At 69.7% G+C, this 21,359-nt stretch carries 18 protein-coding genes; 12 read left to right on the top strand and 6 right to left on the bottom strand.

The window, feature by feature from the left end; all coding sequences use genetic code 11:
- Window positions 1-83: 83 nt before the first annotated feature.
- The 8 genes from HZ321_RS18555 to HZ321_RS18520 all read left to right on the top strand — a co-directional run bounded on the left by HZ321_RS18555 (window position 84) and on the right by HZ321_RS18520 (window position 7,992).
- Window positions 84-1,037, top strand: a complete 954-nt coding sequence (locus HZ321_RS18555) for a sugar kinase (protein WP_181704017.1) — start codon at window positions 84-86, stop codon at window positions 1,035-1,037.
- Between the two features lie 110 nt (window positions 1,038-1,147).
- A complete protein-coding gene (gene cysG, locus HZ321_RS18550; RefSeq protein WP_244635994.1) occupies window positions 1,148-2,620 on the top strand; it encodes a siroheme synthase CysG in 1,473 nt (490 codons plus the stop codon).
- A gap of 235 nt (window positions 2,621-2,855) precedes the next feature.
- Window positions 2,856-3,464 carry a TetR family transcriptional regulator C-terminal domain-containing protein gene (locus HZ321_RS18545; protein WP_206682805.1) on the top strand — a complete coding sequence of 203 codons (609 nt, stop codon included), beginning with the start codon at window positions 2,856-2,858 and terminating at the stop codon, window positions 3,462-3,464.
- A gap of 84 nt (window positions 3,465-3,548) precedes the next feature.
- On the top strand, window positions 3,549-4,607 hold the full coding sequence (locus tag HZ321_RS18540; RefSeq protein ID WP_181703895.1) for a succinylglutamate desuccinylase/aspartoacylase domain-containing protein: 1,059 nt from the start codon (window positions 3,549-3,551) through the stop codon (window positions 4,605-4,607).
- 134 nt (window positions 4,608-4,741) lie between these two features.
- Window positions 4,742-5,530, top strand: coding sequence for a transporter substrate-binding domain-containing protein (locus HZ321_RS18535; protein ID WP_181703894.1), 789 nt, complete (start codon window positions 4,742-4,744; stop codon window positions 5,528-5,530).
- A 222-nt stretch (window positions 5,531-5,752) separates the two neighbouring features.
- Complete coding sequence (locus tag HZ321_RS18530; protein WP_181703893.1) at window positions 5,753-6,472, top strand: ABC transporter permease; 720 nt, start codon at window positions 5,753-5,755, stop codon at window positions 6,470-6,472.
- A gap of 3 nt (window positions 6,473-6,475) precedes the next feature.
- The gene (locus tag HZ321_RS18525) at window positions 6,476-7,198 is read left to right on the top strand and encodes an ABC transporter permease (RefSeq protein ID WP_181703892.1); all 723 of its coding nucleotides are present in this window, start codon (window positions 6,476-6,478) and stop codon (window positions 7,196-7,198) included.
- A 137-nt stretch (window positions 7,199-7,335) separates the two neighbouring features.
- Entirely contained in the window at window positions 7,336-7,992 is a 657-nt protein-coding gene (locus HZ321_RS18520) for a P-loop NTPase family protein (RefSeq protein ID WP_181703891.1), read from the top strand.
- A gap of 6 nt (window positions 7,993-7,998) precedes the next feature.
- On the opposite strand, the gene HZ321_RS18515 is transcribed toward HZ321_RS18520, so the two are convergent.
- From HZ321_RS18515 to HZ321_RS18505, 3 genes are all read right to left on the bottom strand, one after another.
- Complete coding sequence (locus HZ321_RS18515) at window positions 7,999-8,784, bottom strand: dimethylarginine dimethylaminohydrolase family protein (protein WP_194304070.1); 786 nt, start codon at window positions 8,782-8,784, stop codon at window positions 7,999-8,001.
- A 62-nt stretch (window positions 8,785-8,846) separates the two neighbouring features.
- Window positions 8,847-9,767: a LysR family transcriptional regulator gene (locus tag HZ321_RS18510; protein WP_181703890.1), complete on the bottom strand. Its 921-nt coding sequence runs from the start codon at window positions 9,765-9,767 to the stop codon at window positions 8,847-8,849.
- A gap of 233 nt (window positions 9,768-10,000) precedes the next feature.
- Entirely contained in the window at window positions 10,001-11,752 is a 1,752-nt protein-coding gene (locus HZ321_RS18505) for an MFS transporter (protein WP_206682804.1), read from the bottom strand.
- A gap of 652 nt (window positions 11,753-12,404) precedes the next feature.
- On the opposite strand from HZ321_RS18505, the gene folD reads away from it, so the two are divergent.
- A complete protein-coding gene (gene folD, locus HZ321_RS18500) occupies window positions 12,405-13,271 on the top strand; it encodes a bifunctional methylenetetrahydrofolate dehydrogenase/methenyltetrahydrofolate cyclohydrolase FolD (RefSeq protein WP_181703889.1) in 867 nt (288 codons plus the stop codon).
- Between the two features lie 109 nt (window positions 13,272-13,380).
- A complete protein-coding gene (locus HZ321_RS18495; RefSeq protein WP_181703888.1) occupies window positions 13,381-13,920 on the top strand; it encodes a formaldehyde-activating enzyme in 540 nt (179 codons plus the stop codon).
- Between the two features lie 20 nt (window positions 13,921-13,940).
- Here HZ321_RS18495 and HZ321_RS18490 read toward each other — a convergent pair whose 3' ends face one another.
- Entirely contained in the window at window positions 13,941-15,158 is a 1,218-nt protein-coding gene (locus tag HZ321_RS18490; protein ID WP_181703887.1) for a TIGR03862 family flavoprotein, read from the bottom strand.
- A gap of 136 nt (window positions 15,159-15,294) precedes the next feature.
- On the opposite strand from HZ321_RS18490, the gene arfB reads away from it, so the two are divergent.
- Window positions 15,295-15,717, top strand: a complete 423-nt coding sequence (gene arfB / locus HZ321_RS18485) for an alternative ribosome rescue aminoacyl-tRNA hydrolase ArfB (protein WP_181703886.1) — start codon at window positions 15,295-15,297, stop codon at window positions 15,715-15,717.
- 40 nt (window positions 15,718-15,757) lie between these two features.
- Window positions 15,758-16,180: a GFA family protein gene (locus HZ321_RS18480; protein ID WP_181703885.1), complete on the top strand. Its 423-nt coding sequence runs from the start codon at window positions 15,758-15,760 to the stop codon at window positions 16,178-16,180.
- A gap of 3 nt (window positions 16,181-16,183) precedes the next feature.
- Here the strand turns inward: HZ321_RS18480 and HZ321_RS18475 are convergent, their stop codons facing one another.
- On the bottom strand, window positions 16,184-19,636 hold the full coding sequence (locus HZ321_RS18475; RefSeq protein ID WP_181703884.1) for a YhaN family protein: 3,453 nt from the start codon (window positions 19,634-19,636) through the stop codon (window positions 16,184-16,186).
- Window positions 19,636-20,868 carry a metallophosphoesterase family protein gene (locus tag HZ321_RS18470; RefSeq protein WP_181703883.1) on the bottom strand — a complete coding sequence of 411 codons (1,233 nt, stop codon included), beginning with the start codon at window positions 20,866-20,868 and terminating at the stop codon, window positions 19,636-19,638. Before HZ321_RS18470 ends, HZ321_RS18475 begins: the two co-directional genes overlap by 1 nt.
- Window positions 20,869-21,359: the final 491 nt, after the last annotated feature.

Genomic DNA, 21,359 nt, shown 5'->3' with positions numbered 1-21,359 from the left:
TGTGATGAATTTTTCGAAACTCAGATGATGAATATGCGGGAGGATTTGACGTGCAGGCCGGTTCGGTGCCATGGCTGGCACGGATGGACTGCAGTCAGGGAGGAAACCGGGCCGTGAGCCGCGTTTTTGCCAGCATCGGCGAGTGCATGATCGAGCTTTCCGCGGTGGGCGAAGGGCTATACCGCCAAGGTTTCGCCGGCGATACGTTCAATACCGCCTGGTACGTCCGGGCGCTCAGCGACCCCTCAGCTTGGACCGTGCGCTATGTGACGGCGCTCGGGGACGATCGGTTGTCTGATGAGTTGAGGCGATTCATCTCGGCGTCCGGAATGGACGCGTCTCGGATCCTTTCGGTGAAGGGGCGGCCGGTTGGGCTCTACGCGATCCACCTCGATGGCCACGAACGGTCGTTCTCCTATTGGCGGGAAACCTCGGCGGCGCGGTTGCTGGCCGCCGACCAGGACCACCTCGTCGCGGCGCTGGCGGATGCGGATGCGGTGTATTTCTCCGGGATCACGCTGGCGATCCTGTCGCCGGAGGATCGGCGGACACTGCTCGATGCTCTCGCCGCGGTGCGGGCGCGCGGCGGGCTGGTGGCCTATGATCCGAACGTGCGGCCGCGGCTTTGGCCCGATGCGGAGACGATGAAGGCGGCGATCGCCGACGGCTACCGGGTCGCCACCGTCGCGCTGCCGACGTGGCCGGACGAGAAGGATCTCTACGGCGATGCCGATCCCGCGGCTGAGATCGCACGGGTGACGGGCTACGGCGTGCCGGAGGTGGTGCTGAAGGCCGGGGCCGATCCGTGCATCGTCGCCTTCGACGGGCGGATGGAGAGGGTGCCGGCGGTTTCGGTTGCCGAGCCGGTCGACACCACGGGCGCGGGCGACAGCTTCAACGCCGGCTATCTGACAGCGCGGCTGGCCGGCTGGGCGCCGGTGGAGGCTGCCCGGCTGGGTCACGCGGTCGCGGCACGTGTGATCGGCGTCAAGGGCGCCCTTGCGCCGATGCGGGAGATGGCCGACCTGAAGCCGTGATGCGGTGTGCCGCCGCGGGGCAGCGGGACGCGGCAGGGATCTTGCAGGTTTGGCTTGATGCCAACGGCGAACCGTGGCTGATACCGCCGCAGCATCTGGAGACCTGAACCATGGCGCCTTCTCCCCGATCGCCCCGCGAGGCCGCGCCCGCCCGGATGGGTCGGCTCGCCAAGCTGCCCCTGTTCATGGAACTGACGGGCAAACGGGTGATCGTGGCCGGCGGCGGTGCCGGGGCAGCCTGGAAGGCCGAACTGCTGGCGGCGGCCGGGGCGGATGTCGCGGTCTATGCTGCCGAGCCCGCGGAGGAGATGGAAGCGCTGGTGGCGCGCGGGGTCGAGGGCGGCAGCCTGACACTGCACGTGCGGCCGTGGGCGCTGGACGTTTTCGAGCCGCGGCCGGTGTTCGCGCTCTGCGACGCGGAGGGGGAGGGCGAGGCTTGGGCGTTCCGATGCGCGGCCAAGGCGGCCGGCGTGGTGTGCAACGTGGTGGACAAGCCGGAGTTCTGCGACGTCCAGTTCGGCTCGATCGTCAACCGGTCGCCAGTGGTGATCGGCATCTCCACGGATGGCGCGGCGCCGGTGCTGGGGCAGGCGATCCGCCGCAAGATCGAGGCGCTGCTGCCGCCGTCGCTGGCCGCTTGGGGCGCGCTTGCCAAGCGCGTGCGAGAGACGGTGAACGAGCGGCTGAAGCCCGGGGCGGAGCGGCGCAGCTTCTGGGACCACCTGGCGGAGAGGGCGTTCGGGCCGGCGCCGGCGGAGGGCGACGAGCGGGCGCTGATGGATGCCGCCGGCCGCATCGCGTCGTCGGGCGATGGTGCGCGCGGGCGGGTGGTTCTGGTGGGGGCCGGGCCGGGCGAGGCCGACCTTCTGACGCTGAAAGCCGTGCGCGCGCTGCAGTCGGCGGACGTGATCCTGTTCGACGACCTCGTCTCGCCCGACATTCTTGAACTGGCGCGGCGCGAGGCCAAGCGCGTGATGGTGGGCAAGCGCGGCGGGCGCGACAGCTGCCGGCAGGAGGACATCAACGACCTGATGATCAGCCTGGCGCGCCAGGGCCGGCGCATCGTGCGACTGAAGGCCGGCGACCCGATGGTGTTCGGCCGGGCCGGCGAGGAAATCGCAGCGCTGCAGCGCGAGAACGTGCCGGTGGAGGTGGTGCCGGGCATCACCGCGGGTATCGCGATGGCGTCCGCGCTCGGCGTGTCGCTCACCCATCGCGACGCGTCGCATTCGATCCGCTTCGTCACCGGGCACGGCAAGAGCGGCGAGCTCGACGAGCACCTGGACTGGAAGGGCCTCGCGGATCCGGAGACGACGCTGATCGTCTACATGGGCGGGCGCACCTCGTCGGGCATCGCAGAGCGGTTGATCCGGGAAGGGCTGCCCGAGGCGACGCCGGTGGTGCTCGGCTACGCCATCGGGCAGAGCGGGCAGAAGCTGGTGCCGCTCAGGCTGCGCGACCTGCTGACGGACGGGGTGATCGAGAAGGGTCCGACGGTGGTGATCGGGGTCGGGCGGGTTTTCGAGGACGCGGTGGCTGCGGTTGACCGAAACGTTGTCAAGCGGGCGGTGGGAAGTGAATGAACCGATTTTAAGTGCACCTACGCCCGGCTGCTGAACTGGATTGTCGTTACGAGGTGGATTCACTGCCGTATCCGTTGTGGCGGTTCGCGCGCGGTCCTTGTCTAGCGACGGGTTCCAAGCTGGCGAGCGGCGTGGCTCTGCGGGCATCGCCTTGTCCCTCCGGCGCCCCCGCTTCCCTCGACGGCGGGTCTGATCTACGGTCGCGGTTCCGAAGACGACTGACGGTTGACATCCCGTGGCGCTCAGCAGACCCAAGTTCACCCGTGAAGACCCGGAAACCCGGCGTGCGGACCTGATCGCGGCGACGGCGCAGTGCCTGGCGGAGTTGGGTGTGGCGGGAACGTCGGTGCGCGAGGTCGCAGCGCGGGCCGGGGTGTCCGCGGGGCTGATCCGGCACCATTTCGGGTCGATGGACCAGTTGATCCTCGACACCTACCGCTTCGTCGGCGAACGGGTGTCGGCGGCGATCGACGGCGCCATTGCGGCGGCAGGCGACGACCCCTATGCGCGGCTCGACGCGTTCCTGGAGGCGAACTTCCGGCCGCCGATCCTGGACGCGGATCTGCTCTCCACGTGGCTGGCGTTCTGGTCGCTGGTGCGACGCGATCCGCGGGTCCGGCAGGTCCACGCGGAAATCTATGCCGGCAACCGCGCGCAGTTGGAAACCATCCTGGCCGCGATCGCCGAGGCGCGCGGACGGCCGCTCGACACGCGGCTCACCGGCATCGCCATCACCGCCCTGGTGGACGGGCTGTGGCTGGAGCACTGCCTTGATTCCACGACGTTCTCGCCCGCGGAGGCGGTGGAGATCGCGCGATCCTTCGCACGGGTGGTGCTTGGCTGAAGCGGCGACGAACGCGAAACGCTGTTGCACGTCTGTATCAGAGTGGTAGCGTTGCAGACCCGAATTGGTGAGGAGCGGTGCCGGATGGAGCGGACGGTCGAGACGATTTCCGGCGACACGCCCGGCATCGAGCACCGTTTTTCCGTTCTGCGCTTTCGCGGGGCCTCCGCCGACGCTCCCACGGCCTACCTGCAGGCGGCCCTGCACGGCAACGAACTGCCGGGCGTGGCGGCGTTGCACTACCTGATCCCGATGGTCGAGGCGGCCGAGCGGGACGGGCGGCTGCTCGGGGCCGTGACGGTGGTGCCCTACGCCAATCCGATCGGCTCGGCCCAGCACCATTTCGGTGAGCACATGGGCCGGTTCTCGCTCGGGAGCCGAGTGAACTTCAACCGCGACTTCCCGCTGCTGCCGCGCCCCGACCCGTCGCTGCTGCCGGGCGACGACGCGCCCGTCTTCGCCGAGAAGCGGCTGAAGGCCAGGCTCGTTGCGCTTTCGCTCGGGCACGACCTGGTGCTCGACCTGCACTGCGACGACGAGGCGCTCCCCTACATCTACGCGCCCAGGCAGGTATGGCCGGGCATGCAGGACCTTGCCGCCGCGCTCGGCTGCGAGGCGGTGATCATCTGGGACGAGACCTCCGACGGGGCCTTCGAGGAGGCGGCCATCGCGCCCTATCTCGGCCTGTCGCCGGAGGAGGCGCGGTGGGAACGGCGGGCGATCTCGACCGTGGAGCTGCGCGGACGGCGGGACGTTTCGCCGGAGCTCGGGCAGCGGGATGCGGCGGGCCTCTACCGGTTCCTGGTCGGGCGCGGGGTGATCCGCGACGCGGCGGTCGACGGCCCCGCGCGGTTCGAGGGGCCGGCGGTGCCGCTCGACCACGTGGAAATGGCCTATGCGCCGGCGGGCGGCGCGATCCTCTATCACGTGGAACCGGGCGACCGGGTGAGGGCGGGCGATCCGCTCGCCAGCATCCTCACGGCGCCGGGCGAGGCAGGCGGTGCGGTGATCGTCACCGCGCCGCAGGACGGACTGATCCTGACGCGTCGGGCGCACCGCCTGACGCGGGCGGGGGACGATCTTCTGAAGCTTCTCGGCACGAAGCGGTCGGCGACCGCCAAGTCGGGCGCTTTGGAGGACTGATGAAGCGTCGGCCGGTCAGACGGCCGCGCTGTAGACGGGTATGAACGCCAGCCGGAATACCGGCGGTGCACGACAAAAAACGTCGAAAGACGGGAACACGGTCGGTCGACCACGAAAGCAGGGAACCAGAAGCCATGTCGTTCAAGACTATCGCGTATGCTCTCGCCATCACCGCCGGCCTTGCCGGCGCCGCGGCCGCGGAGGACACGGTCCGCATCGGCACCACGCCGGAATCCTATCCGCCCTTCACCACCATCGACGCCAACGGCAACGTCCAGGGCTTCGAGGCGGACCTGCAGGCGGCGCTCTGCGAAGAGATGAAAGTGAAGTGCGTCTGGGTGCTCCAGGCTTGGGACGGCATCATTCCGGCGCTGACGGAGAACAAGTTCGACGCCATCATCGCCTCCATGTCGATCACGGAAGAGCGCAAGCAGGTCGTCGACTTCTCGGACAAGTACTACAACACGCCGGCGATGTTCGTCGGCCGCAAGGACGCGACCTTCGAGACCAACGCCGACGGCACGCTCGCGCTCGACAAGCTGGAGGGCAAGGTGGTCGGCGTGCAGGTTTCCACCACGCACGCTTCCTATGCCGACGCCAAGCTGAAGGACAAGGCGGAGATCAAGACCTACGACACGCAGGAGAACGCGAACCTCGACCTGATCGCGGGCCGTGTCGACCTTCTGCTGGCCGATTCCATCGCGCTGACCGACAGCCTGCTGAAGACGCCCGACGGGGTGGATTTCGAGGTGAAGGGCGCGCCGTTCACCGATCCGCTGATGGGTGACGGCGTGGGCGTCGCCGTGCGCAAGGGCGATCCGCTGAAGGACAAGTTCAGCGCGGCCATCAAGGCGATCCGCGACAACGGCAAGTACAAGGCGATCAACGACAAGTACTTCGACTTCGACGCATTCGGCGGCTGATCGCGGACGCGTCCGGGTCTTTCCGGCACGAGAGGTCCATCCTGCCCCCCTTTCGGGGGAGGGATGGATCGGCTCGTGCGTGGCCGGTCGCATGCCGAGGCCGGGACAGGACGACCCGGGCGCCCTGCCGATCATACCGGCACGGGCCGCCCAGCATTTCCCCTTGGCCCTTCCGTAAAATCGCATAGCATCCCTCCAGTGCTCCAGCCTTTGGATGGGTTGATGAAACCAACGGATCCCTTCGTTCTGCTCGGCTTCGGAGAAGGCGGGTGGGGGTGGACGCTGATGGCGGGCACCTGGGTCACCGTGCAGATCGCGGTGCTGTCGTATCTGCTGGGCCTTGCCATCGGCCTGATCGGGGCCTGGGCGAAGCTGAAGGGTCCGGCGCCGGCCCGCTTCGTGGCGGAGGGCTACACGACCGTGGTGCAGGGGTTGCCGGACATCCTGGTGATCCTGATCATCTACTACGGGGGAACCTCGGCGATCCGCGACCTCGCCTCGCTGGTCTCGCCGGGCGTGGAAATCGAGATCAACGCCTTCGCGGCCGGCGTAACGGCGCTGGCGGTGATCTGCGGCACCTACACCACGGGCGTGTTCCGCGCCGCGTTCATGGCAGTGCCGCGCGGACAGAGCGAGGCGGCGCTGGCACTCGGGCTTCATCCGCTGCAGGTGTTCGCGAAGGTGACGCTGCCACAGGCGATGCGTCTTGCCGCCGCCCCGCTCGGCAACGTCTGGCTGGTGACGCTGAAGGACGCGGCGCTGATCAGCGTCGTCGGCATCCGCGACCTCGTCGGTACAGCGGCGTCGGGTGCCGCCTACTCCCGGCAACCCTTCACCTTCTACATGGCGGTGGCGGCGATCTTCCTGGTGCTTTCGCTGGTCTCGATGGGGCTGAAGGCCTGGGTCGAGCGACGGGCCTACAAACCCGGCATGAGGGCCTGAGCGATGGACACGGCCTTCTACGCACGGGTGTTCACGGCGCTTTTCGATGGGCTGTGGATCACCATCTTCCTGCTGGTCACGACCTCGATCGCCGGCAACGCCGCGGCCCTCGGAGTGGCGCTGGCGCGGTCGTCTCAGCGGGCGGTCGTCCGGCTTCCGGCGATCGCCTTCATCGAGGTGATCCGCGGCACGCCACTCCTGGTGCAGATGTTCATCATCTACTACGGGCTCGGCCAGTTCCGCGAGGTCCGGGCCAGCTTCCTCTGGCCGATCCTCAGGGAGCCGCTCTGGTGCGCGTTCATCGCGCTGACCATTTCGACCGCCGCCTATTCGGGTGAGGTGCTGCGCGCGGCGATCCAGAACGTGCCGCGGGGCCTGACCGAAGCGGGCAAGTCGATGGGGATGGGCAAGTGGCAGATCCGGCTGACGATCGTGCTGCCGCTCGCCATCCGGCAGAGCCTGCCGGTGCTCGCCAACGAAACCGTACTGCTCCTCAAGGCGAGCGCCATCGTGTTCACGATCACCGTGCGCGACATCATGGGGGAGGCCAACATCCTGCGGTCGCAGACGTTCCGGGTCTACGAGCCGCTGCTGGCCGCGGCGGTCCTCTACCTGTCGCTCACCTTCGTCATCCGCCAGGGGTTCGGCCTGCTGGAGGGGCGGATGAACCGGCATCTCCTCCGCAGTCCGGCGAAGAGCGCGGTCGCGCTGCCCGAGGCCCGGTGATTCGCACGGGGGCGGAGAAGGAATCTTCCCGGCGAATCAATTCCCGGCTACGATTCGGGCCACGGGCGAATCGGGGCGGGCCAGTCAGACGTTGCCGCGCCGTTCCCACCAGTCGGGACGGTTTTCAAGAGGGCACGGTGCGGGCACTGTTCTATTCGATCAAGGGCGGGCAGGGTAAGACGACGCACGCCGTCAGCTATGCCAAGCACGCCCGCCTGCGGCTCGTGACCAACGATCACCAGAACGGCACGCTGGAAATCTACGGCGGCGTTTTTCCGCCCGGCCACCTGACGGCGGTTCGGCCGGAGGACAGCTTCGACCCGTTGCGCCATCCGGACACCGTGTTCGATTTCGCCGGATACCTGGACGGCCGGGTGATCGCGGCGGCGCGGGCGTCCGATGTCTGCGTGGTGCCGGTGTGCTTCCAGTCGACCGCCGACATGGTGCCGGCGATCTCCACGGTGCGGGCGCTCCTGAAGCTGAACCCGAACGTGACGGTGGTCATCAACAACACCGAGCGCGACGTGATCCCGCTGGTGCGGGAGATCCTGGGGGAGCAGTTCCCCGATCTGCCGGTGTTCGTCGTCAACAAGTCGCGCTACGTCTGGCGGCTCGCGGACGAGGGCCGCACGCTGCTGGAACTGGTGACCCTCGGCGGGCTCTACGAGCATACGCTGCGCAAGATGATCCCGCAGGTGGAGGCGCTCTACCGCCATCTCGACCGGTTCCGCTACCGGGCCGAGGTGGACCGGACGGCGTTCGAGCCGATCCGGCTGTTCGGAGGGCTGCGCTGAGGCCGGTCAGGCGAGCCAGCGCAGCGACATGCAGGACAGGCCCGCGTCCAGCTTCATCACCTCGTCGAGCTTGAGCTCACGCACCGTGTAGCCGCGGTCGCGCAGGAGCGCGGCCGTCTTCGGGAAGCCGTCGGCGATCAGCACGGTGTCGTTGACGCGCAAGGCGTTGGCGACGGGCTCCTCGCCCTCCGGCACCACGACACGCTTCAGGTCGGGGAAGAGGCCGGCGTCGGCCAGTTGGGCGGTGGCGAGCACGGTCTCCCCGTCGAGCATGGAGCAGGCGGTCTTCAGGTGGAGGACGCCCGGCGGCGGCTCGACGATCACACCCTTGCGGCCGAGGCTCGACAGCGCGGCGACCAGGGCCTCCGCGCCGGCCGTGTCGGTGCGGGCGGAAAGGCCGATGTAGACCGCGTCGGCGGTCACCATCACGTCGCCGCCGTCGGAATAGCCGGGCGCTTCCAGAGCAATGACGGTGCCGAAGTGGTCGCGGATGGCGGGGGCGATCTCGGCGGTCTCGCCGAAGCGGGTCGGCGCGCCGGGTCGCAGCAGGATCGCGCCCTCGGTGAAGACCAGCGCGGGATCCTCCACGAACATGCTGTCCGGATAGGCCTCCAGGGCCGGCAGGACATCGACCTTCAGGCCGAGGCCGCGCAGCGTCTCGACGTAGCCGTCGTGTTCGGCGCGAAGCGCGTCGATGTCCGGCGCGCCGCGGTCCACGGCGCGCAGGCCGTTCACGGCGGAAGCGGCGGGACGGCGCACGATGGCGCGGTCGAAACGGAAGAAGGCGGGCAAGATGGAGCTCCTTTCGACACGCGGGCCGGCATGTTGCGGGCAACGGCGGCGCGTTCGGCGGATCAGAGGCCGAGGGTGGTGGACTTCAGGTCGTCGGCCAGCAGCGTCGCCGTGCCGAGCGCGATGGTGACGAGCGGCGGCATCGGGCTGCGGTCGATCGCGACGAGGCCGACGGCGTGCTCCACGTCCGGCGCGACGAGCGGAACGGCCACGAGGTCCGAGCCGGGGCCGAGGGTGGACTTGACGTACTCCGGCATCACCGCGGCGAGGCCGGTCTCGCGCACGTTGGCGCAGAGGTTCATCAGCGAGTTGGTCTCCACCTTGGCGACCGGGCTGGCGCCGGCGGACTGGAAGGCGCGGTCGACGATGCGACGGTTCTGCATGTTGGGCGTCAAGAGCGCCAGCGGATGGACGGCGGCCTCGGCCCAGGTGACCTGGCGCAGTTGGGCGAGCGGGTCGTCGTGGCGGACGAACAGGCAGTAGCGCTCGCGGTAGACCGGGCGGGCGACAAGGCCGGAGATCGGCTCGTTGTCGAGATAGGTGAGGCCAACGTCGGCAGAGAAGTCGTCGAGCGAGCGAAGGATCTCGATCGAGGTGTGCGAGAGCACGACCATGTCGACGTTGGGGTGGGCGGCGCGGAAGAACTTGGCGAGCCGCGCGGCGATCGGCAGGGCGGACGGGATCACCGCCATCACCAGGCGGCCGGAGATCTGAGCGTCGCCCTCGCGCAGCTGGTTGATCTCCTGGCGCATGGCGCTCCAGTTGTCGAGAATCACCTGCGCCCACTTGAGAACCCGATCGCCTTCCGTGGTGAAGCCGTGGAAGCGCTGGCCACGCTCCACGATGGGGACCCCGAGTTCCTCCTCCAGCTGGCGGATGCGCTCCGACAGGGTCGGCTGCGTCACGTTGCAGGCCTGGGCGGCACGGGTGAAATGCTTCTCCCGGGCGAGCGCCGACAGGTACTGGAGTTGCCTGATGTCCATGGTCTCTTTCTGGTCCCGGATCTCTTGCGAATTCCGTGTTCGGGCGAATGGCGCGCCCGGCCGTCGCTTGCCGTGAGCGACCCTAGCGGTCCCACCGCGGAATCTCAATTCGCCTGCCGTCTGATCGGCCTGCTCCGTCCGGCGGCGGGCAAAAAGAAACCCCGCCGAGGCGGGGCTTCCGAGGTGTCGGGCCCGGCCCGGCGCGAGGCCGGACCGGATGCCTTCCGAGGGCCTTAGATGTTGTCGATGTCCACGTCCTTCGTCTCGCGGACGAAGAGCATGCCGATCACCAGCGTCGCGGCAGCGATGACGATCGGGTACCAGAGGCCGTAGTAGATGTCGCCGGTGGCGGCCACCATGGCGAAGGAGGTCGTCGGCAGGAAGCCGCCGAACCAGCCGTTGCCGATGTGGTAGGGCAGCGACATCGAGGTGTAGCGGATGCGGGTGGGGAAGAGTTCCACCAGCATGGCGGCGATCGGGCCGTAGACCATCGTCACGTAGAGGACGAGGACGAAGAGCAGCACGACCACCATCGTGGTGTTCACCCCGGCCGGATCGGCCTTGGCGGGGTACTTGGCGGCGGTCAGCGCGTCGCCGAGGCTCTTGTCGAAGGTTTCGGCCGGGGTCAGAACCTTCGGCGCGGCCGGGTCGGCGGTCGCGGCGGCGGGAGCTGCCGTGGAGGCAGCCGGGGCCGGAGCATGCCCGAGGTTGACCTCGGTGGTGGGCGCCGGGGTGGCGGCGTAGGACGGGATCACGGTGGAACCGACCGCGATCGAGGCCACTGTGCCGGCCGGAGCCTCGACGTTCGCGTAGGGGATGCCCTTCTTGACGAGCGCCGCCTTGGCGATGTCGCAGGAGGTGGTGAACTTGGACGTGCCCACCGGGTTGAACTGGAAGGAGCACTCGTTCGGGTCGGCGGTGACGACGACCGGCGAGGTGGCGACGGCCGCTTCAAGCGCCGGGTTGGCGTAGTGGGTGATCTGCTTGAAGATCGGGAAGTAGGTCAGGCAGGCGAGCAGCAGGCCGGCCATGATGATCGGCTTGCGGCCGATCTTGTCGCTGAGCGAACCGAACACGACGAAGAAGGGCGTGCCGAGGAGAAGCGCGCCGGCGATCATCAGGTTGGCCGCCTGGGCGTCGACCTTCAGGGTCTGGGTGAGGAAGAAGAGCGCGTAGAACTGGCCGGTGTACCAGACCACCGCCTGGCCGGCGACGAGGCCGAACAGGGCGATCAGCACGATCTTCAGGTTCTTCCACTGGCCGAAGGATTCGGTCAGCGGCGCCTTGGAGGTCTTGCCCTCTTCCTTCATCTTCTTGAAGGCCGGGCTTTCGTTGAGCATCAGCCGGATCCAGACGGAGATGCCGAGCAGCACCACCGAGATCAGGAACGGAATGCGCCAGCCCCAGGCGTTGAAGTCGTCGGCCGACATCGACAGGCGGCAGCCCAGGATGATCAGCAGCGACAGGAACAGGCCGAGGGTGGCCGTGGTCTGGATCCACGCGGTGTAAGCGCCGCGCTTGCCGGCCGGGGCGTGCTCGGCGACGTAGGTCGCGGCGCCGCCGTATTCACCGCCGAGCGCGAGGCCCTGCAGCAGGCGAAGGCAGATCAGGATGATCGGGGCGGCGATGCCGATGGTGGCGTAGTTCGGCAGCAAGCCGACGATGAAGGTCGACATGCCCATGATCAGGATCGTCACCAGGAAGGTGTGTTTGCGGCCGATCATGTCACCGAGGCGACCGAACACCAGGGCGCCGAAGGGGCGCACCGCGAAGCCGGCCGCGAAGGCCATCAGCGCGAAGATGAAGCCGGCGGTCGGGTTGACGCCGCTGAAGAACTGCGCGGCGATGACCGCGGAGAGGGAGCCGTAGAGGTAGAAGTCGTACCATTCGAACACCGTCCCGAGGGACGATGCGAAGATCACCTTCTTCTCTTCCGCCGACATGGGCCGCGGCGCTGGCCGGGCCCCAGAGGTTACTGACGTCATGGGATTGTCCTTGGGTTTCGACTGATCCGGGTTGAGCTTTCAGGACCACGTGCGGGCGACACGGCTGTGCCGTTCGCGCTCTGCCGGTCGGGCAGGCTCGTGGTCGCGGGTTCTTGGCTTTTGCAGTTCCGAAGGAACGTATCCGAGCGACGCCCTCAGGCGGGCGGTGCAGTGGTCATGGCGGTTCCTCCTCGATCTTCCCCCGATCGCCCTGTTCTCACGGCCCTCCCAGGCCGTCTGTCCTCGGAAAAGAGGGCGGTCACGATTTGTTTAGACATGGAAAGGCGGGGTGACCAGCTAAACGATACGCTATTAGGCTTTTGGCTTAAGTAGATGAGCGTAGTCTTTTCTTTCCTTGTCGCAGCAGTCGGTGAGAGTGACGCGCGCGCAGGACAGGGAGTTGACAGTCTGGCTTCAGAAAATATTGGGGCGACCTTCACAGAAATCGAAGGTGCTGCTGGCAGTTTCATGAAGTATTCGGATCGGGTCCTGCGTCCTGTTGCCTCAATGCGCGAATTCGTGGTGACAACAGGCCGAACCGGCCGCAATAAACCTCGAGAAGGAGCCGGGCTGCGGACAGAGTCCGCGGCGTACGGCGCGCGACACTGCATGCCACCGGCGCGGTCCGGCGGCGGAAAACGGGAAGGTGACCATGAGTGCCGAGATCATCGACGGGTTTGCCGTCGCCGCCGAGCTCCGTGAGAAGATCGCCGCGGACGCCGCCGCCCTCAAGGCGTCGCACGGCGTGGTTCCGGGTCTGGCGGTGGTGCTCGTGGGCGAGGATCCGGCCAGCGCGGTCTATGTGCGCAACAAGCTGAAGGCGACGGCCGAATGCGGGCTGAAGAGCCTGGAGTTCAAGCTGCCCGCCTCCACCGGCGAGGAGGAGGTGCTTGCGCTGGTCCGCCGGCTCAACGCCGATCCGGCGGTGCACGGCATTCTGGTGCAGCTGCCGCTCCCCAAGCAGATCGATGCGGACAAGGTGCTCGGCCTGATCGATCCGGACAAGGACGTGGACGGCTTCCATCCGGTCAACGCCGGCCGTCTTTCGGTGGGCCTGCCCGGCTTCGTGCCGTGCACCCCGCGCGGCTCGCAGATCCTGATCGACAAGATCCTGCCCGACCTCTCGGGCAAGACCGCCGTGGTGATCGGCCGCTCCAACATCGTCGGCAAGCCGATGGCGCAGCTGCTGCTGTCGCGCAACGCGACGGTGACGATCGCTCATTCGCGGACCAAGGACCTGCCCGCCGTCTGCCGCACGGCGGATGTGCTGGTGGCCGCCGTCGGCCGGCCGAAGATGGTGAAGGGCGACTGGATCAAGCCGGGCGCGATCGTCATCGACGTGGGCATCAACCGCATCGAGGTGGACGGCAAGGGCAAGATCGTCGGCGACGTGGACTTCGACGAAGCGGTCGAGGTGGCCGGGGCGATCACGCCGGTGCCGCGCGGCGTCGGGCCGATGACCATCGCGTGCCTGATGCTGAACACGCTGGACTCGGCGCGCCGCTCCGTCGGGGGCTGACGCAGATATACAGCCGTGCAATAACGACGACGGACCTTGATCTCCGCCGGCCGCGGTGCTGATGCTCGCGCCGGCGATTTTCGTTTTTACACCACGTCAGGAGCAAGCGATGAGCGACATCTGGTTCAAGGGCGGCGAGGCGACCGTCTTCGCGGCCGAGGGACAGGCGACGGATGCCATGCCGGAGGTGCTGATCGGCTCGGTGAAGGGGCCGGTCGGCCAGGCCTTCGCGTCCATGATGGGGCAGTCGGCGGGTCACACGCGGATGTTCGTGGTGCGCGACTGCAACCAGCTCGTCCGCCCGCTGACGATGATGACGTCCAAGGTGACGATCCCCGACGGCGAGTATGCCAACCTGTTCGGCGGCGTCGTGCAGGGCGCGATCGGCGATGCGATCGTCGATTGCCTGATCGACGGCACGTTGCCCGAGGCGAACATCGACGACATCTGCATGATCATCATGGTCTGGCTGGACCCGCGCTGCCCGGAAGATCCGAACCTGGATCTGAAGGATCTCTACCGGACCAACCACGAGGCGACCAAGCTGGCCATTCGCCGGGCTATGACCGGGAAGCCGAGTGTGGAAGAGCTGATCGCCAACCGCAAGAGCGTGAAGCACTACGCGCTCGACGGTGTGATCGACTACTGAGACGGACGGCGGCGGCGCGTTCAGCCCGCCGTGCCGAGCCTTTCGGCGATGCCGTCCGCGGCCCAGCGGCCGGTCGCCATGCAGGCGGTGAGGAGATAGCCGCCGGTCGGCGCCTCCCAGTCGAGCATCTCCCCGGCGACATGGATGCCGGGGAGCGCCTTGACTTCGAAATGAGGCCCGAGGGCGTCGAAGCGGACACCGCCGGCCGAGGAGATCGCCTCGGCGATCGGGCGCGGCCGGATGACCGTGAGGCGGATCGCCTTCAGCGCCGCGGCGAGGCGCGCCGGATCGGCGCGGGTCGCCTCGTCGAGCGTTTCGCGGACGAGGGCGGCCTTGACGCCCTCAAGGCCCGTCGCCTTGCGCAGGAAGGTGGAGAAGGACTGCTTGCCGCGCGGACGGGCGAGGTCGCGGGCGAGGCGCTCGGGCAGCCGGTTGGGCACCAGGTCGAGCGTCAGCCGGGCCGGCCGACCGGCTTCCAGCGCATCGCGGAGCGCCGCGGCGTGCGCGTAGACGAGGCTGCCCTCGATGCCCGTCCGCGTCACCACGAACTCGCCTGGGGCGATACGCCCGTCCACGGTCATCGTCACGGACTTGACCGGCGCGCCGGCATTTCGATCCGCGAAGGGGGCCGACCAGTCGACGTCGAAGCCGCAGTTTGCGGGCCGCAGCGGCGCGACGGCGACGCCCTCCGCTTCCAGGATCGGAACCCAACCGCCGTCCGAGCCGAGACGCGGCCAGGACGCGCCGCCGAGCGCAAGGACGACCGCGTCGGCGCGAGCCGTCAGTGGACCGCCGGGTGTTTCGAAGCGCAGCGCGCCGTCCTCGGCGAACCCGGTCCAGCGGTGGCGGGTGCGGATGGTGACGCCGGCCTCGGCGAGCCGGCGCAGCCAGGCGCGGAGCAGGGGCGAGGCCTTCATCGCCTTGGGGAACACGCGGCCGGAGGAGCCGGCGAAGGTTTCCACGCCGAGGCCGTTCGCCCAGGCGATCAGCGCCTCGGGCGGGAAGGCGTCCAGCGCCGCGGCAAGGTCCGCGTTGGCGGCGCCGAAGCGTGTGCGGAAGCGCTCGTATGGCTCGGCATGGGTGATGTTGAGGCCCGATTTGCCGGCGAGCAGGAACTTCCGCCCGACCGTCGGCATGCCCTCGAAGATCTCGACGGCGAAGCCGCGCCCGGCCAGGCGCTCGGCCGCCATCAGGCCGGCAGGGCCGCCGCCGACGATCGCTACGCGTGCTGCTGCCATCTTCTGTCGCGATCTCCGAGGATGATTTCCGTGCGGCCGGGGCTTGCCCCTGCCGGTGATCTATCCTGTCGCCGGGATGGGCGAAACCCCCGGGCGTCACTTCCGGAAAAGGGGAGGGCTCGTGTAGTGTCCGCGCATGATCCCGGTGACCGAGCACATCTTCATCGACGAGCGCGACCTTTCGGAGAGCTTCGTGCAAGCCTCCGGCCCGGGCGGGCAGAACGTCAACAAGGTCGCGACCGCGGTGTCGCTGCGCTACGACCTCTACAACGCCAACGGTGTGCCGTGGGAGGTGAAGGTGCGGGCCTCGCGGATCGCGGGGCGCCGCCTGACGCGGGAGGGCGCGATCGTGATCAACGCCCAGCGCTTCCGCACCCAGGAGCGCAACCGCGCCGACGCGCTGGAGCGGCTGGTGGAGATCCTGAAGGAAGCGGCCGTGCCGCCCAAGCCTCGGATCGCCACCAAGCCAACCAAGGCCAGCAAGCGGCGCCGGCTGGAGACGAAGGCCAAGCGCTCCACCACCAAGCGGCAACGCCAGGCGCCGGCCGACGAGCACTGACGGCGACGCCCGACCGACACGTCAACCCGAGGATCGCGCCATGAGCGTCCCTGTCCTGTCCGGCGGCTGCCTCTGCGGGCACGTCCGCTACGAAGTCCGCTGCGAGGATCCGTTCGTCGACTACTGCCATTGCGTGATGTGCCGGAAGGCCGGCGGCGGAACGGTGACCGCGTGGATCCAGGTGACGCCGGCCGACTTCCGGGTGACGGCTGGCGAGGCGGCGGGCTACCGCTCCTCCGAGCGTGCGACGCGCCACTTCTGCCCGCGCTGCGGCGCCCAGCTCTACATGACCGATCCGGCGGGCAAGTCGGTGGGCGTGACGGTGGGGACGCTGGACGATCCCGAGCGGATCCGGCCCACCGTGCACGGTTGGGACGGCGCGCGCGTCAGCTGGCTGCATATCGCGGACGACCTGCCGCGTTTCCCGGCCGACATCCCCTACGACGTGCCCGACGAGGGCTGATCGTCAGAGCCGGATCACGGACGCCCGCGCGCCGAGCGCTTCGCCCGCGATCGCGGCGACGTGCTCGTGGTGGGTGAAGAGGATGGCCTGGGTGGTCTCGCCGAAGTCGGCGAGGGCTGTGAGGCCCGCTCGGGTGCGCGCCTCGTCGAAGGTGACGAAGAGGTCGTCGCCGACGAAGGGCAAGGGCTCGGCGCGCGTGGCGTGGTCGGCGAGGGTTGCAAGACGGAGGGCCAGGTAGAGCTGGTCCTGCGTGCCTTCCGACAAGGCGTCCGGATCCAGCCGCCGACCGTCCTCGCGCACCACGACCAGGCGGGCGCGGCCCTCGTCGTCATAGTCAGCGGCGAGCGCGGGATAACGGCCTTCCGTGAGCGTCGCAAACAGGCTGGTCGCATGCCCCAGCACGGGGCTCTGGTGGCGGCGGCGGAACTCCTCCACAACAGCCCCGGCCAGCCGGTTGGCAGCCTGCAGCAGGCGCCAATCCTCGGCGATGCGCAGCACCGCCGACATGGCGTTCTCCGCCTCCTGTCCGGCGGTTTCGGCGCCTTCCTCGGCGATCAGGCGCTCGTAGGCGTCGCGCGCAGTGGCGAAGACGGCGACCGCGGCGGCATGGTCGCGGTCGAGCGTTTCCAAGCGTTCCTCGACAGCGTCGGCGTCGGCTGCCAGCGCGTCCGGGTCGACGCCGGCGAGTTCCGCGCGAAGGTCAGCCTCCGGCCTGCGGGCGGCGGCGATCAGCCCGGCGCGGGTGTCATCCATGCGCCGGGAAAGGTCGGCGGCTTCCGCTGACTGCGCGACCGCATGGACAAGATCGGCATCCGGCGGGAGTCCGGCGGCCGCGCATGCGCGGAGCCGATCGGCGCGGGCGGCGTGAAGCAGGGCCTCGCGGCGGCCGATCTCCTCCTCGACGGCGGCGAGGTTGGCGTCCTCCGCGGCGCGACGGTCGCGCAGCGCGCGGGCCTCGGTGAGGCGCTCGGCCAGGCGATGGGCGACGTCGGCGGTCCGGATGTCCTCCGGGAGGGGAGCGATCAGAGCGCCCAGTCGAGCCGCTTCGCGGTCGAATTCCGCCGCGCGGGCGGCGATCGCGTCCCGTCGCGCCCGGGCGGCCTCGCGGCTGCGTGCGATCTCCGGAACCTCGGCCCAGATCCCGAGCGCAGCCTCGGCAGCCTCGATCGCGGCATCCGCACCAAGGCCGACGGCGGCAACCGCGATGCGCCAGTCCGCCCGCCAGCCGTCCGCCGCGGTGGCGAGCGCAGCCAGCGCGGCGTCCGCCTCGCGAAGGGCCCATTCCGCATCCGCCTGCGCGCGGCGTCGATCCTTCTCGGCCTGGAAGGCGGCGTCGGCTTCCTGGACGGCGGCCCGCGCCCGCGCCAGCGTTCCGATGGGGTCGGCGGGGTCGGCGCGCACGCCGACCTCGGCACACAGGGCGGCCAGGGTGGCGGCGAGCCGATCGGCGTCGGCCTTCGCAACGCCGGCGTCAGTGGCGGCCGACTCCCACTGGTCGAGCCGGGCGAGGGCTTCGGCGTGTCGTTCCAGCGCGGTGCGGGTCTCGTTTGGGCTCATCGGCGGCAGGCCGTGATCCGCCAGAACGGCGGTCCAGCGCGCCGTCGCCTCCTCGCTCTCGCGGAGCGCTGCCGCGTGCTCGCCGGCGGCGGACGCGTGAGCGACTTCGGCCGCATCGGCCTCGGCCCGGCGGCGGGCGAGCAGCGCCAGCCGGTCCGCTGCCTGAAGCCTGCGATCGGCGATCGCATCGGCCTCGTCGGTCGACCGTTCCAGGTCGCGGGCGGTGTCCAGACGGGTGGACGGCGACGCGTCCACCTCCCCGAAGAGAATGGCGCGGGTGCGCGCCCAGGCACCTGACCGGCGCTCGCGCGCCTCGGAGAGGGCGTCGTCGGAGACCGGCGCCTGCGCGTCCGCGGTGCCGGCGAGGGCAGCCTCCGCGTCCTCCCGGCGCGCCGTCGTTTCTGCGAGCCGGCGGACCGCGAGGTCCAGTCGCTGCCAGGCGTCCCGGTCGTCCGTCTCGGCGCGGTCGATAGCGTCCCGTATGGGTAAGCGGCGGCGGCGGAGATCGTCGGGTCCCGCCAGCCCGACCTGCGCCAACGCGCCGTCCAGACGGACGCGCGCCTGCACGGCGGCGCCGTCGCGCTGGGCCAGCGTCCGCAGCGCGGTCTCCAGTGCAGACAGGGCGTCCAGCGTCGCCTTCAGCGGGGCAGGGTCGAGCAGGCCGACGGCGGGGCTCTCGCCGGTACGGGCAAGCCGGTCGGCGGCGGCGTCGCGGCCATCCTGTAGTGCGGTGCGGCGCGCGGCGTGGTCGCGGCCGGTGCGGGCAAGACCCTTCAGCGCGGCCAGTTCCGCCGCGGTGGGGCGGCGGGCGAGCAGGTCGGCCGGGTCGATGCCGAGTTCCGCCGCGCGGTCGGCGAGCGCGGCCTCGGCTTGGCGGATCGCCGCTTCCGCATCGGCGCGCTCCCGGTCCGCGGCCTCGCGGGTGCGACGGTCGGCGGCGAGGCGGTCGATGGCGTCCGCTTCGGCGAGGATGTCTGCGCGCGGCTGCAGGGCAGCGAGCCCGGCCAGCCGGTCGTCGCGCTGGCGGGCGAGCAGGGCAAGCGCCGTCTCCTCGGCTGCGATCGCGCGATCGAAGGCGGCGATGGCTTCGGCGAAACCGGCGGGCAGGCGGGGCGCATCGGCGAGCGCGGCGAGCGCTTCGCCGAGGCTGTCGAGGCGGAGGATCGCGGGCAAGGCGGCCTCGAGGCGGGAGAGCCGCTCCTTCTCCACGCGGGCGTTCCTGCGCTCCGCGTCGAGCCTGGCGACCTCGGCCGCGGCATCGTCGCGGGCGGCGCGCGCCTTCTCCACAGCCGCGGCGGTCAACGACAGGTCCCGGACGCGTCGGCGGGCCTCGTCCCAGCGCTGCGCGGCGGCGTTGATCGCCTTGCCGCGGCGGCCGGGGTCGAACAGGGCGGATGCGGCGTCGGCGGTGCTCCGCCGCAGTTCCACCAGCCGCCCGAGCCCCGGGGCAGCGGCGAGCAGCGCTTCGCCGAGCGAGCCCTCGCCCGCCTTCAGCGCGCGGCCGCCGGCGCGCAGCCGGTCCTGATCCAGGGCGAAGGCTTCGGTGAAGAGCGCGCGGTCGACGCGGCCGAGGTAGGGCGCCAGGCTGTCGTCGGCGATCGGCTGGTCGGTTTCGTCGAGCAGCGTCGCCTTCAGACCCTTGCGCCGGCGGAAGGCGAGTTCCCGGCCGTCGGCCGCGCGCAGAACCGCGCCGATGCGCATCGAGCCGTAGTCGTGCAGGAAGTCGTAGCGGCTGCGCGCCTCGATGCCGAAGAGGGCATCGGCGAGAGCGGCAAGCGCGGTGGATTTGCCCGCCTCGTTGGGGCCGTGCACGACCGTCAGCGGCGCGGCCGGATCGAATTCCAGGTGGCGGTCGGTGAAGGCGCCGTAGCGGTCGAGGTGGAGGCGAAGGATGCGCATCAGGCGGTCTCGCCGAGGCGGCCTTCCAGCAGTGCCCGGGCGGCGGCCAGCAGCGCGTCGGCCGGTTCTTGCTCCAGCCGCTCCTGCACGCCGGCCGGCAGCTTGGTCCGAAGCAGGGCGAAGTCCGCTTCCAGGGTGGCGGCGAGCGCCGGGTCGGCGAGGGCTGCGGCGAAGGCCTCGTCGATGTCGTCGAGCGCCGGCGCGGCCGGCCCCTCGGCACGGAGCGGCGCGGTGGCGGTTGTGACGCGCTCGAGCGCGAGGGTTTCGGAAACGCCGGCGGCGGCGAGTTCCAGGTCGGCGACGAGGCGGTCCCGATCGGCGGCGAGCGCCTGGTGGAGACGGGTCTGGCCGACGAGACGGAGGCGGACGGCGACGGGACGGCCCTCGGCCTTCGAAGCGACGTCCTCCAGGAGAAGGCGGGCGCGCGCGGCGAGATCCTCGCGGGTCTCCAGCCCCGACGCGTCCAGGTCCGCGGCCGCCCAGCGAGCCGCGTCCACGGCGCGGGTTTCCAACTCCACGACGCGGTCGCCCTCGACCGTCACCAGGGTGGCGGATTTGGCGCCCGTCTCGCGGGCGTGCCGGCCCTGGATATTGCCGGCGTAGACCACGGTCGGGTCGGCGCGGTGGACGACCTCGCGGGCGTGGATGTGGCCGAGCGCCCAGTAGCCGTAGCCGCGGTGGGCGAGGTCGGCGATGGCGCAAGGCGCGTAGCCGGTATGGTCGGGACGGCCGTCGAGGGAGGTGTGGAGGAGGCCGATGTTGAAGCGGCCGGCGACCGCGGAGGGGTAGCGCGGCACCATATTCTCGGTGACCGAGCGGGTCTTGAAGCTCATGCCGTGGACGGCGACGCCGATATCGGCGAAGTCGACGGTTTCCGGCTTGTCCGCGCCGAGCCAGGTGATGCCCTCGGGAAGGACCAGGCTGCGGGTGATCACGTGCTCGGCGTCGTGGTTGCCGCGGATGACGACCGTGCGGATGCCGGCGCGCGTCAGGCGGGTGATGCCGCGCAGGAAGGTCTGCCCGATGGCGTAGTCGGTCCAGTCCTGGTCGTAGACGTCGCCGGCGATCACCACGAAGGCGACCTTCTCGGCGATGGCCGTGTCGATGAGGGCATCGAAAGCGCGCCGCGATGCGCGCGCGAAGAGATCGGCGAGTTCGGGGTTTCGCGCGCCGAGGCCCTTCAGCGGGCTGCCGAGGTGGAGATCCGCGGTGTGCAGGAAACGGAGGGACAAGGGCGGGCCGCTTTGCCGAACAGGAGGAGAACAGAGCGCCACCATCCCCAGCCGGGCGCGCGAGGTCAACCCCCTCTGCCGGAGCACCCCCGGAGCGACCCGGCCACACGCAGGGTGGGGTCTCGATTTAAATCGATTGGTCAAAAAAATGTTTGGCGGCTTTGGTGTTTTCTGGGCTCTCGATCCCCGGGGCGATACAGCCACGGGGCCAGAAAAGCCCGAGTCTCCGCGGTTTTTCGGCTCGGAAAGAGCTTATCCACCAGGGTTCCGAGGCACCGTTCGGGCGTGCTTGACACCCCACGGGGATAGGCCTATAACCCGCTCCATCGACGGCGGCGCTGCGGTGACGTGGTGCCGGCGGGATTGGCGTCTTCGGATACGGGGGTGTTGGTCCGGGGTCGACGGGGTGGTCCGGAAGGATTGCCTGGCGGTCTGATCCTCTCCCTGAATTCTGTTGAATTTGGGCGTTCTTTTCGCTGGGCCGGCTGTTC

Source organism: Chthonobacter albigriseus (genome assembly GCF_013839445.1).
In the GTDB taxonomy this organism is placed as follows: domain Bacteria; phylum Pseudomonadota; class Alphaproteobacteria; order Rhizobiales; family Pleomorphomonadaceae; genus Chthonobacter; species Chthonobacter albigriseus.
This window is presented reverse-complemented; position numbering and strand designations above follow the sequence as displayed.